The 13,327-nt window shown below is 41.0% G+C and carries 10 protein-coding genes; all 10 read left to right on the top strand.

What is annotated here, in order from left to right; all coding sequences use genetic code 11:
- Positions 1–71: 71 nt before the first annotated feature.
- The 10 genes from DF216_RS01080 (at position 72) to metK (ending at position 13,290) form a co-directional block, all read left to right on the top strand.
- The gene (locus DF216_RS01080) at positions 72–1,124 is read left to right on the top strand and encodes a glycosyltransferase family 4 protein (protein WP_164978978.1); all 1,053 of its coding nucleotides are present in this window, start codon (positions 72–74) and stop codon (positions 1,122–1,124) included.
- Between the two features lie 8 nt (positions 1,125–1,132).
- Positions 1,133–2,449: a glycosyltransferase family 4 protein gene (locus DF216_RS01075; protein ID WP_129325668.1), complete on the top strand. Its 1,317-nt coding sequence runs from the start codon at positions 1,133–1,135 to the stop codon at positions 2,447–2,449.
- 22 nt (positions 2,450–2,471) lie between these two features.
- Positions 2,472–2,663, top strand: coding sequence for a PspC domain-containing protein (locus DF216_RS01070; RefSeq protein ID WP_162279173.1), 192 nt, complete (start codon positions 2,472–2,474; stop codon positions 2,661–2,663).
- Positions 2,664–2,705: 42 nt separating this feature from the next.
- Positions 2,706–2,840, top strand: a complete 135-nt coding sequence (locus DF216_RS01065) for a DUF4044 domain-containing protein (RefSeq protein ID WP_061453515.1) — start codon at positions 2,706–2,708, stop codon at positions 2,838–2,840.
- Between the two features lie 65 nt (positions 2,841–2,905).
- The gene (obgE, locus tag DF216_RS01060) at positions 2,906–4,216 is read left to right on the top strand and encodes a GTPase ObgE (protein WP_129325667.1); all 1,311 of its coding nucleotides are present in this window, start codon (positions 2,906–2,908) and stop codon (positions 4,214–4,216) included.
- 9 nt (positions 4,217–4,225) lie between these two features.
- Positions 4,226–4,399 (top strand): hypothetical protein, encoded by a 174-nt coding sequence (locus DF216_RS01055; protein ID WP_061453516.1) that lies wholly within the window; start codon positions 4,226–4,228, stop codon positions 4,397–4,399.
- A gap of 288 nt (positions 4,400–4,687) precedes the next feature.
- Entirely contained in the window at positions 4,688–8,440 is a 3,753-nt protein-coding gene (locus tag DF216_RS01050; protein ID WP_129325666.1) for an SHIRT domain-containing protein, read from the top strand.
- 274 nt (positions 8,441–8,714) lie between these two features.
- On the top strand, positions 8,715–10,058 hold the full coding sequence (locus DF216_RS01045; protein WP_129325665.1) for a DEAD/DEAH box helicase: 1,344 nt from the start codon (positions 8,715–8,717) through the stop codon (positions 10,056–10,058).
- A 198-nt stretch (positions 10,059–10,256) separates the two neighbouring features.
- Entirely contained in the window at positions 10,257–11,636 is a 1,380-nt protein-coding gene (locus tag DF216_RS01040; protein ID WP_129325664.1) for a VWA domain-containing protein, read from the top strand.
- Between the two features lie 463 nt (positions 11,637–12,099).
- On the top strand, positions 12,100–13,290 hold the full coding sequence (gene metK / locus DF216_RS01030) for a methionine adenosyltransferase (RefSeq protein ID WP_129325663.1): 1,191 nt from the start codon (positions 12,100–12,102) through the stop codon (positions 13,288–13,290).
- The last annotated feature ends 37 nt before the right edge of the window (positions 13,291–13,327 follow it).

Genomic DNA, 13,327 nt, shown 5'->3' with positions numbered 1-13,327 from the left:
ATAGGATAAATTCCTCCTTTTTCCACTGGTCTCTCTTTCTTTTGCTGATTTTCTAGAAATAAAATGGTATAATGAAAGGTATGGAAAACGAAAAATTGCGTATTAATATGCTAAGCTCAAGTGAAAAAGTGGCTGGTCAAGGAGTATCAGGAGCCTACCGTGAGTTGGTCCGTCTCCTACATCGTGACGCCAAAGACCAGTTAATTGTTACGGAAAATCTTCCTGTAGAGGCGGATGTAACTCACTTTCATACCATTGATTTCCCTTATTATTTGTCTACTTTCCAAAAGAAACGCTCTGGGAGAAAAATTGGCTATGTACATTTTTTGCCTGATACACTTGAGGGAAGTTTGAAAATTCCATTTTTCTTAAAGGGAATTATCAAACGCTATGTTTTCTCTTTTTACAACCGAATGGAACACTTGGTGGTGGTCAATCCCATGTTTATCGAAGATTTGGTGGCAGCTGGTATTCCACGTGAAAAAGTAACGTATATTCCAAATTTTGTAAACAAAGAAAAATGGCATCCGCTGCCAGCTGACCAAGTAGCAAAACTTCGTAAGGAAATGGATTTAGCTGAAGATCAGTTTGTTGTTGTCGGTGCAGGTCAGGTTCAGAAGCGTAAAGGAATTGATGACTTTATACGTCTTGCGGAGGAATTGCCAGAAATTACTTTTATCTGGGCCGGAGGTTTTTCATTTGGCGGGATGACAGATGGTTATGAACGCTATAAAAAAATTATGGACAATCCACCTAAAAATCTAATTTTCCCAGGTATTGTTCCTCCTGAGCGAATGCGAGAGCTCTACGCTTTGGCGGATATCTTCTTGCTACCAAGTTACAATGAATTATTCCCTATGACCATCTTAGAGGCTGCTAGTTGCGAGGCGCCTATTATGTTGAGGGATTTAGATCTATACAAGGTCATTCTCGATGGGAATTATCGTGCTACAAGTGATGTTTCAGAGATGAGAGAAGCCATTCTCGAATACAAAAATCATCCTGAAAAGTTGAAAGACTTGAAAGAAAAAGCTCGCGAGATCTCCAAAGAGTACTCAGAAGAGCATTTGTTGGAAATCTGGTTGAAGTTCTATCGGGAGCAGGCGGCTCTAGGCAAAAAGTGAGGTAATCTATGCGAATTGGTTTATTTACTGACACCTATTTTCCTCAGGTTTCTGGGGTTGCGACCAGTATTCGAACCTTAAAGACAGAGCTTGAAAAGCAAGGACATGCAGTTTTTATCTTTACAACCACTGATAAAGACGTGAACCGCTACGAGGATTGGCAAATTATCCGAATTCCGAGTGTTCCCTTCTTTGCATTTAAGGATCGACGTTTTGCTTATCGTGGCTTTACAAAGGCACTTGAAATTGCCAAACAGTATCAGCTAGATATCATTCATACGCAAACAGAGTTTTCGCTAGGTTTACTAGGGATTTGGATTGCAAGAGAATTGAAAATTCCTGTTATTCATACCTACCATACCCAGTACGAAGACTATGTACATTACATTGCCAAGGGTATGCTGATTCGGCCAAGTATGGTAAAATATCTGGTACGGGGCTTTCTTCACGATGTGGACGGAGTGATTTGTCCTAGTGAGATTGTTCGGGACCTTCTCTCTAAGTACAAAGTCAAGGTTGAAAAACGTGTTATCCCAACTGGTATTGAGCTAGCTAAATTTGAACGACCTGAGATTAAAGAAGAAAATTTAACTGCCCTTCGATCTAAACTTGGAATTCAAGAAGATGAGAAAATGTTACTGAGTCTTTCTCGTATCTCCTATGAGAAGAATATTCAAGCGGTTCTGGCCGCCTTTGCGCAGGTTTTGAAAGAAGAAGACAAGGTGAAACTGGTTGTTGCTGGTGACGGTCCTTATCTGGACAGTCTGAAAGAACAAGCAGTCCAGTTGCAAATTCAAGATCAGGTGATTTTTACTGGTATGATAGCCCCAAGTGAAACAGCCTTATACTATAAGGCGGCAGATTTCTTTATCTCTGCATCCACTAGTGAAACCCAAGGCCTGACTTATCTAGAGAGTCTAGCCAGTGGAACGCCTGTCATCGCTCATGGCAATCCTTATCTGGATAATCTGATTAGTGACAAGATGTTTGGAACCCTCTACTATGGAGAACAGGAACTTGCAGGTGCCATCTTGGAGGCTTTGATTGCCACTCCGGATATGGATGAGCAGAAGTTGGCTGACAAGTTGTATGAGATTTCTGCTGAGAATTTTGGGAAACGAGTCCATGAGTTTTATCTCGATGCCATTATTTCAAATAAATTTGAGCAGGAGCTACGTGGCGACGAACCCATGACACAGCGATTCCTGAAGACGGTTCTTTATCTACCTCAGCAGGCTGTTTCAGCTCCAGTTAAAGAATCCAAACGAATATTAAAGGCTTCTAAAAAGCAGTTGTCTAGCATCCGGGATTACTGGAGAGATTAGTAAAAATATAGGAGAATAAAATATGGCAAAAAAATTTATGAGAAGTGGTAGAGATCAAAAAATTGGAGGTGTTTGCGCAGGTGTAGCCCATTATTTTGATATTGACCCTACCATTGTCCGTGTGATTTGGGGAGTTCTTGCCTTTTGTTATGGGGCAGGGGTACTTGCTTACATAATCCTATGGATAATTGCGCCAGTCTCTACAGACTATTAAGCTATAATTTAAAAAATAAAAATAAATTGAAAAGGAGACCACATGGCTTTCGGAGATGAAGGAAAACGTAAAAAAACAATGTTTGAAAAATTAACATTATTGATTGTTATTGTCATGTTGCTTGCAAGTTTGCTTGGTATTTTTGCAACAGCAATAGGTGCGTTGAGTAATCTATAAAATGTGATAAATCAGGATTGTTTAGTGACTGGATTTTCCAGTCCTTTTTAAAGTGAGAAGAAAATATGAGTATGTTTTTAGATACAGCCAAGATTAAGGTCAAGGCTGGTAATGGTGGCGATGGTATGGTTGCCTTTCGCCGTGAAAAATATGTCCCGAATGGCGGTCCTTGGGGTGGTGATGGCGGACGTGGAGGTAACGTTGTTTTCGTTGTAGACGAAGGCTTGCGTACCTTGATGGATTTCCGCTATAACCGTCATTTTAAGGCCGAATCCGGTGAAAAAGGGATGACCAAAGGAATGCATGGGCGTGGTGCAGAAGACCTTCGTGTTCGCGTACCACAAGGAACGACTGTACGCGATGCAGAGACAGGTAAAGTCATTACAGACTTGATTGAGCATGGCCAAGAATTTATCGTGGCACATGGCGGTCGAGGTGGTCGTGGAAATATCCGCTTTGCAACACCAAAAAATCCTGCACCTGAAATTTCGGAAAATGGAGAGCCGGGTCAGGAACGTGAGTTGCAACTAGAATTAAAAATCTTAGCGGATGTCGGTTTGGTAGGTTTCCCCTCAGTCGGTAAATCAACCCTTCTTAGCGTGATTACCTCTGCTAAGCCCAAAATCGGTGCCTACCACTTTACGACTATTGTCCCTAATTTAGGCATGGTTCGTACACAATCAGGTGAATCTTTTGCCGTAGCGGATCTTCCCGGTTTGATTGAGGGAGCTAGTCAGGGTGTCGGCTTGGGGACTCAGTTCCTTCGTCATATTGAACGCACTCGAGTTATCCTTCATATCATCGATATGTCGGCCAGCGAAGGACGTGATCCTTACGAAGATTATCTTGCTATCAATAAAGAATTGGAATCATACAACCTTCGTCTGATGGAGCGTCCACAGATCATCGTAGCTAACAAGATGGACATGCCTGAAAGTCAGGAAAATCTGGAAGCCTTCAAGAAGAACTTGGCAGCAAACTACGATGAGTTTGAAGAACTTCCAGCCATCTTCCCTATTTCTGGTTTAACCAAACAAGGGTTGGCACCCCTTTTGGATGCGACAGCTGAATTGTTAGATAAGACTCCAGAGTTCTTGCTCTATGACGAGTCTGATATGGAAGAAGAAGCTTACTATGGCTTTAATGAGGAAGAAAAAGCCTTTGAAATTAGCCGTGACGATGATGCTACATGGGTACTTTCTGGTGAAAAACTCATGAAACTCTTTAACATGACCAACTTTGACCGTGACGAATCTGTCATGAAGTTTGCTCGTCAGTTACGTGGTATGGGAGTTGACGAAGCCCTTCGTGCGCGTGGTGCCAAAGATGGAGACTTGGTTCGAATCGGTAAATTTGAGTTTGAATTTGTAGACTAGGAGATTGATATGGGAGATAAACCGATATCATTCCGAGATGCAGATGGAAATTTTGTCTCCGCAGCAGACGTATGGAATGAAAAGAAACTAGAAGAATTGTTTAATCGTCTCAATCCCAAACGTGCCCTTAGATTAGCACGAGAAAAAAAAGACAATGAGAAGGTTGATAAAGAAGAAAAATAGCCTATCGATATTGATAAAAAACTCTTTGAAATTTGTAGTAGAAGTTGAAAAGCTAATAGTGGGAGAGAACAAAATTTGTTCTCCCCCTTTTGATATGTCTTGTAGAATCAAGTAAAATTAAATCTACAGAAGTTTATTATTATAATTATTTTATAGAATAAACTTTTAAAATAGTTGTATATTATAAAAAAATATCGCCAGATAATTTTTAAAAGATTTAGAGCAAAAATTCGATAATATCAGTCAGTTATGGTAGAATAAAAGTTATAAAAGAAAAGGAGGGCTGAAATGTTTTTTCAGGATAGAGAGATAAAATATTCAATTCGCAAGTTGTCAGTTGCTACTGTCTCCCTTGCAATTGGATTTTTATTTGCTCCGGCTTCTCTTGGAGCGACTCAGGTAACTCATGCAGATGAACTTGCGGTGACAGAGAAGGTGGAGCAGAAACTAGAGTCTCAAGTTTCGGCAGAGGCTGGTGAAATATCTCAAGCAGAGTCTAGCCGTGAAATGCAGAAATCTGCTGCGACAGAGACAAGTCAAGCGACAGATTCGATTGCCTTTAAAAATGCTCAGTCAGCTGTAGCCACTGTTCAACCAGCGACAGCAAATGCAAGTCTAAACAAGAGCACTTTAGAGAACTACCTCAAAAACTTGCGTAGCAAGGACTTCTCAAGTAAGACAGACGATAGTCTAGAAATCTTGAACGGCGTGATGACAGCCGCTGATGGTGTGCTTCAAACTGCAACCAAGCAAGAAGAAATTGATAAAGTTTATCGAAATCTGGTAACCTTCGTTAATTCGGGACTTCGTAATAAAAAACCGAAAATCATCTTGGGAAAGGATAAGATTCCTTCAAAAGAAGTAGAGTCTGGAGACACTTCCTCTAAAGGAAAATTGCCTGAGGATTCTACCAAACAGACGGATACTACCTACAGAGTAGAATATAAATTTAAGAACTCAACTCCGATCTATCCTCTGCCCAATAAGATTCGCGATATGCTTCCAGCTGGCACTGATTTCGTTGCAAGAGCTGACGATTATAAAGATGCAAGCAAACTTGATACATCCACAGTAACAGTTCCGACAGGTACATGGACCTTCCATGGTTTTGATGCGGATAAATACGGAAAAGCTATTGTAGGTACGAAAGTGAAGACCATCACAGGATCTTGGAGCTTTACGCCAAATGGTATAGACTATCAGTTCCAATCAACTGATCCTGATTTCGTATTGCCAGATCATATCACCAAGTTGACTCCGAAAAACCCAATTGATTATAAAATGGGCGGTCTGTTCCTTACAGAAGTAGACGCTGAGCAACCAAGTGAAGCGACTTATGTTGACAGAGCAAACAAGGTAACTTGGACATTTGCAGGATACGATAAAGAAAAAATCGTTGTAGCAAAAGGTAGACAGACTTTCCTTGGAAGCTGGGTACCTACTCCAAATCCAGAATATGTATTCAAATCTTCTAAAGCAGGTGTTCCATTGCCACAAAGTATTTTGGGAATGCTCCCAAGTGATGAGGCTTCTTATAAGGTTGGTGATACCATTGTAGCCAAGCAACTTGCTAAAGAATCAGTAGTTGAAGAAGAAAAAGATTATGTCTGGACCTTCAAAGGTTACGATCAGAAGAATGCGACGTATAATGGCAATCGCGTGACATTTACGGGTATCTGGGAAGTAACGCCTAGACCACATCATGTAAGCTATGCTTTTGTGAGCGAAACGGCTGGTGTTGATTTGCCTGAATTTATCCAGAAGAAAGCACCAAAAGATAGCTCAAGCTATTACAACACGCAAAAGGTTGTACCAGAAGAGTTGACTACAACAACTTACACAGATGATGTGAACGACGGTACCTGGACTTTCGCTGGTTACGATGCCAAAAGTAAGATTGTGAAAAAAGCTGATTTGACTTTCACAGGTAAGTGGGCATTTAAGGCGAATCAGTATCAAGCAGGTTACCGTTTCGAAAGTGCGACAGCCGGAAAAGATCTTCCAGTAGCTATTACAGCCTTGTCTCCAAATGATAGTGTAACTTATGTGAATGGCGCAGCGGTTTCAGCTAAACAGCCAGCGAAGACGATTTACACAGACACGGTACATGACGGTACCTGGACCTTCAAAGGCTACGCTGCAAATAATGCGGTCGTGAACAAGGCTAATGTAGAGTTTGTAGGTAAATGGTCATTTGAAGTCAATAAGTACCAAACAAATTACCGCTTCGAGAGCGCAACAGCAGGTAAGCAACTTCCTGCAGAAATCACAGGTTTGACTCCAAGCGACAGTGCAACATATCTGAATGGTGTTGCAGTTTCGGCTAAGCAGCCAATCCAAACCACTTACGTAGATTCAGCGAACGATGGGATATGGAAATTTAAGAGGTATATTCCAGCTGGTGCAGTGGTCAATAAGACAAATGTCACCTTTGTTGGTCAGTGGGAGTTTAGAGCCAACAAGTATCAAGCAAGTTACCGCTTCGAAAGTGCGACAGCCGGAAAAGATCTTCCAGTAGCTATTACAGCCTTGTCTCCAAATGATAGTGTAACTTATGAGAATGGTAACCCTGTTTCAGCTAAACAGCCAGCGAAGACGATTTACACAGACACGGTACATGACGGTATCTGGACCTTCAAAGGCTACGCTGCAAATAATGCAGTCGTGAACAAGGCTAATGTAGAGTTTGTAGGTAAATGGTCATTTGAAGCCAATAAGTACCAAACAAATTACCGCTTCGAGAGCGCAACAGCAGGTAAGCAACTTCCTGCAGAAATCACAGGTTTGACTCCAAGCGACAGTGCAACATATCTGAATGGTGTTGCAGTTTCGGCTAAGCAGCCAATCCAAACCACTTACGTAGATTCAGCGAACGATGGGATATGGAAATTTAAGAGGTATATTCCAGCTGGTGCAGTGGTCAATAAGACAAATGTTACCTTTGTTGGTCAGTGGGAGTTTAGAGCCAACAAGTATCAAGCAAATTATCGCTTCGAGAGCGCAACGACGGATAAAGCACTTCCAGCAGCCATCACCGCTTTGACTCCAAGCGACAGTGCAACTTATGAAAATGGTAATACTGTTTCCGCTCAGCAACCATCACAAACCACATACACAGATTCAGTGAATGATGGCACTTGGACCTTCAAGGGCTATGATGCAGCTAGCGCCGTTGTCAACAAGGCTGATGTAGAGTTTGTAGGAAAATGGGAATTCAAGGCGAATCCGACAAATGCTGAAACTTATACGCCTCAAGTAACGGAAGAAACTATCAAGGTTGGAGAAACACCAGACTTGACCGATAATGTGACGAACTTGCCAAGCCTTCCAGCTGGCACTAAGGTAGTAGATATCACGCCTGCGGATCAAATAGATACTACAAAACCAGGTACTTATAGCGGTACAGTTCGTGTTGATTATCCAGATGGTTCTTCTACTAAAGTTCTTGTACCAGTTAATGTTTTACCTGCACCGGTAATTGAAACCTATAAAGCAACCTACCGCTTCGAGAGTGCTACAGCAGACAATAACTTGCCAACAGAAGTATTGAGTTTACTTCCACAAAGTGGAACATATACTACAAGTTCTTCTGCAGCGATTACTTTTGTTCCAGAAGCACCGATGCCTGTAGAAGTTGCTGTTGCAAATGGTACATGGACATTCCTAGGTTATCAAGAAGTGGAAGAGGGAGGAAATCTGACCTTAGTTGGTAAGTGGGGCTTTGAAGCCAAGCAAGCTCCTAGTCCACAGCCACAACCTCAGCCAAGTCCAGTTCCACCAGTGACTCCAGAAGTGAAGCCAACTCAAGAGACTGATTCAGCAGCTAAAGTTCAAACGGATCAGTTAGAGAAGAAGCTTGAAAGAAAACCTGTTGCAAATGATAAGCCAGCTGTTCCAATTCCTGCAGGAGATAAGACTAAACAAGCGACTTTGCCAAATACAGGTAGCACTTCTCTAATTTCAATTGAGGGAGCAACGACAAGTGCTATTCTTGCAGGTCTAGGAGGATTACTTCTTGGTCGCAAGCGGGAAGATGATTAAGTACTGATTTTATCTAGAGTATATCGACTTTTAAAAGATTCTTAAGCATCTGCTTGACTGTTTGACAAATCTATCTGAGTCACTAGCTTTAAGGCAAAGAGAAGACCAATTTGGTCTTCTCTTTTTGAATTTTGGATAGAAATAAAATGTGTGATTTCAAGTCTAAGAGTGGTATTTAGAGAAGTTGATAGCCTTGTGATAGGTCAGACTAGTTGAACTACTGAAAATGCTCAAAATATGGTATAATGGTTAGATGAATAGAAGCGAGGATAATATGTCATTTACGAAATTTCAGTTTAAAAACTATATAGAAAAGGCTTTGGAGGAGATGGAATTTACAACTCCGACAGAGGTACAGGATAAGTTAATTCCTATTGTCTTAGCAGGTCGAGACTTGGTCGGTGAGTCAAAAACAGGTTCAGGAAAGACTCATACTTTTTTACTCCCCATTTTCCAGCAATTAGATGAAACTAGCGATAGTGTGCAAGCGGTCATTACTGCACCGAGTCGTGAGTTGGCTACTCAAATCTACCAAGCAGCTCGTCAGATTGCAGCTCACTCAGATGTCGAAGTTCGTGTGGTTAATTATGTGGGTGGGACGGATAAGGCGCGTCAGATTGAAAAACTTGCCAGCAACCAACCACATATCGTTATCGGAACGCCAGGTCGCATCTATGATTTGGTCAAATCTGGTGATTTGGCTATTCACAAGGCCAAGACCTTTGTCGTCGATGAAGCCGATATGACCTTGGATATGGGATTCTTGGAGACAGTCGATAAGATTGCAGGGAGCCTTCCAAAAGACTTGCAATTCATGGTCTTTTCAGCGACAATTCCACAAAAATTACAACCGTTCTTGAAAAAATACTTGTCAAATCCTGTCATGGAAAAAATCAAGACCAAGACAGTCATCTCAGATACGATTGATAACTGGTTGATTTCGACCAAGGGCCGCGACAAGAATGCTCAAATTTACCAGTTGACTCAAGTCATGCAACCGTATTTGGCAATGATTTTTGTTAACACCAAAACGCGTGCAGATGAATTGCATTCTTATTTGACTGCTCAAGGTTTGAAGGTAGCGAAGATTCATGGAGATATTGCCCCTCGCGAGCGCAAGAGAATCATGAATCAGGTGAAAAATCTTGATTTTGAGTATATTGTTGCAACAGACTTGGCAGCACGTGGAATTGATATTGAAGGTGTCAGTCATGTCATCAATGACGCCATTCCGCAAGACTTGTCCTTCTTTGTTCACCGTGTGGGACGTACTGGACGCAATGGTCTTCCTGGTACAGCTATTACCCTTTACCAGCCAAGTGATGACTCGGATATCCGTGAGTTGGAGAAACTAGGAATCAAGTTTACTCCTAAGATGGTCAAAGACGGAGAGTTTCAAGATACCTATGATCGTGATCGTCGTGCCAACCGTGAAAAGAAGCAGGATAAGCTTGATATTGAAATGATTGGCTTGGTTAAAAAGAAAAAGAAAAAAGTCAAACCAGGCTATAAGAAGAAGATTCAATGGGCGGTGGATGAAAAACGTCGCAAAACCAAGCGTGCTGAAAATCGGGCGCGTGGCCGTGCTGAACGGAAAGCCAAACGCCAAACTTTTTAAAAATTATTCAAAAAGTATAATAATTATATCTTTAAAATAATTTGACAAATAAAATAGTAATAGCCTTAAAATTTATTTTTAGTTCGATATGATATCGAAAATGTAAGAAAAAAATTGAAAACTATACAAATTTGTGTTATTATACTATAAAACAATCGGATTATATAATTTGATCCGTGAAAAGAAAAGGGGACTTCTATGGATAAAACATTTATGAAACAACAACGTTTTTCATTTCGTAAAATGAAAGTTGGGTTGGCTTCTGTAGCAATTTTGTTTGCTTTTGCTCAGGTCGGACAAGTGTCTGCAGATGAAGCAACAAAAACAGCGTCTACTTCAACTGAAACAGTAAAGAAAACCGAAGCAAGTATGTCTGCTGCCGAAACTGCTGTAGCAGAAATCAAAGCTGACGAGGCAAAACCAGTCGTTAACAAATCAGATGCAAAACCTGGAGAACTTGTAGACGTTTCTAAGAAGGTTTCACCTATTGACGTGAAAGAACGCCAAGAGGGTAACCAAAAGATTCATGAAGAAACTGCAACAGTCGAAGTCACAAAGACAGAAGTGGCACCTGTAAAAAGCGAAGAACTTCCTGCTCCAAAGACTGAAACAACTGAGAGTACAGTGAGCGGGAAAGATGAAGATGGAAATTCTTATACCCAATATGAACGTGTTGATAAAACAACTACAGTCGAAATCAAGAAAGCGACAAGGACGATTTCAGAATCTAAATCAGCCGATATCGTTTTTGTTGTTGACCGTTCAGCATCTATGTATCGAACTATTGACACTGTCCGTAACAATATCAATGAGTTTGCAAGAAATCTTACTAAAGATGGAGTAGCAGCACGTTTTGGATTAGCTACCTTTAGTGATGAAGTATATGGACGTAAAAGTGGAGAAGCAGATGAGGGTACAATTTTAACAAAATTTAATGGATCTTATTTTACCTCTGACCCAGCTGAGCTTGAAAAAGCCTTAGCAGGCATTAAGATTGCACATGGTGGAGACTTCCCTGAAACACCTACACCTGCTCTTACACAAATTGTTTCAACCTACGACTGGTCTAAGTCACCTAAAAATAAAAAGTTTGTCGTATTGTTGACAGATGCTCCAATGAAGGAGGATCCTTCAATTCCAACGATTGCGAATACTCTTGCGTCTTTGAAAGCCGCAAAAATCGAAAGAATTGTTGCAACTTCGAAGGTGATTGGTATTGGCTATAAAGATTTTGTATCTGAAGGTCGATTAATGGATATTGATCATAACTTAGCTGATTCTTTAACTAAGGATGCAACTACATGGATTGTAGAAACTGTGACTGAAGGACACAATTATAAGGTAACGAAAGATAATTATCGTTTTTACTTAGAACGTCGTACAACATTACCAGTTGTTCAGACAGAGAATCCGATTCAAACGACCTCTCTTCCAGTAGCTACAGCTCATAAACAAGAATCAGCTAAACTCCCTGATACAGGAAGTAATGATACAGCGAACTATGGTATTGCTGGACTTGGCCTCCTAATAGCTGGACTCGGCTTAACTGTAAGCAATAGAAAGTCAAAGGAACAGTAACCTAAAACTGGCAGATTGTTTGTAAAAATATCATGAGAAAATAAAAGCAGATAATAAAAAGTAGGTAGTATGTATACCTATGCATAGAAGCATAGGTATATATTTCGTATTGTAGAATACAAGCCGAATTTTTATGACGAAAAAAGAGCCGTAAGGTTCTTTTTTCGACTTAGAGAAAATACTGCAAAAAAAATTAAAAAGTGGTATAATGATAAGGTTATATAGTCCCGATAAGATGGTAGAAATATCTATCAGTACTTTGTAACTCGCAAAGAATGACGGCTCCAAAGTCGCTCGTCATTCTACGGTTGCCGCTATAATGCGGTCACCCTATGCGCCTTACTAGCTTCAGAAATAAAAAAGTATCGTTTTTATTTCTTTCGCGTCGTAACTCTTAGACAATAGAAATATCTACCAGTACTTTGTAACTCTATAACAATATTTTTTAAGGGGGGACATTTTTATGTCAGAACGTAAATTATTCACGTCTGAATCTGTATCTGAGGGGCATCCGGATAAGATTGCAGACCAAATTTCAGATGCGATTTTGGATGCTATTTTAGCTAAGGATCCAGAGGCGCACGTTGCTACTGAGACAGCTGTATATACAGGTTCTGTCCATGTTTTTGGTGAAATTTCTACAAATGCCTATGTGGATATTAACCGTGTAGTTCGTGATACCATTGCAGAGATTGGCTATACCAATACCGAGTATGGATTTTCTGCGGAGACGGTGGGAGTCCATCCGTCTTTAGTGGAACAATCTCCAGATATTGCTCAAGGTGTTAACGAAGCCTTGGAAGTTCGTGGAAATGCAGATCAAGACCCATTGGACTTGATTGGAGCTGGCGACCAAGGTCTTATGTTTGGATTTGCTGTGGATGAGACTGAGGAACTCATGCCATTGCCAATCTCACTTAGCCACAAACTGGTTCGTCGTTTGGCAGAACTTCGCAAGTCTGGTGAAATCAGCTATCTTCGCCCAGATGCCAAATCCCAAGTGACTGTTGAATACGATGAGAATGACCGTCCAGTGCGCGTGGATACAGTCGTTATTTCTACTCAGCATGATCCAGAAGTCAGCAACGAACAAATTCACAATGATGTTATTAACAAGGTTATCAAAGAGGTCATTCCAGCCTCTTACTTGGATGAGCAAACAAAATTCTTCATCAATCCAACTGGTCGCTTTGTCATCGGTGGACCTCAAGGAGACTCAGGTTTGACTGGTCGTAAGATTATCGTGGATACTTATGGTGGTTACTCTCGTCACGGTGGTGGTGCCTTCTCTGGTAAGGATGCGACTAAGGTGGACCGTTCAGCCTCATATGCGGCTCGTTATATTGCCAAAAATATTGTTGCAGCGGGTCTAGCTAAAAAGGCAGAGGTTCAATTGGCTTATGCTATCGGTGTTGCCCAGCCTGTTTCTGTCCGTATCGATACCTTTGGTACGGGCACAGTAGCTGAAAGCAAACTTGAAAAAGCGGCTCGTCAAATCTTTGACCTTCGCCCTGCAGGAATTATCCATATGCTGAACCTCAAACGCCCAATTTATCGTCAAACAGCGGCTTATGGACATATGGGACGTACAGATATTGACCTTCCATGGGAACGTTTGGACAAGGTAGAGGCCTTGAAAGAAGCTGTGAAATAAAAAATTTCCAATGTACTGACTCTCAAAAGTTAGACAG

The sequence above is a fragment of the Streptococcus oralis genome (genome assembly GCF_004127215.1).
Lineage (GTDB): Bacteria > Bacillota > Bacilli > Lactobacillales > Streptococcaceae > Streptococcus > Streptococcus oralis_BD.
The sequence above is the reverse complement of the archived record's forward strand: the minus strand, read 5'-3'. Positions and strand labels throughout refer to the sequence as shown.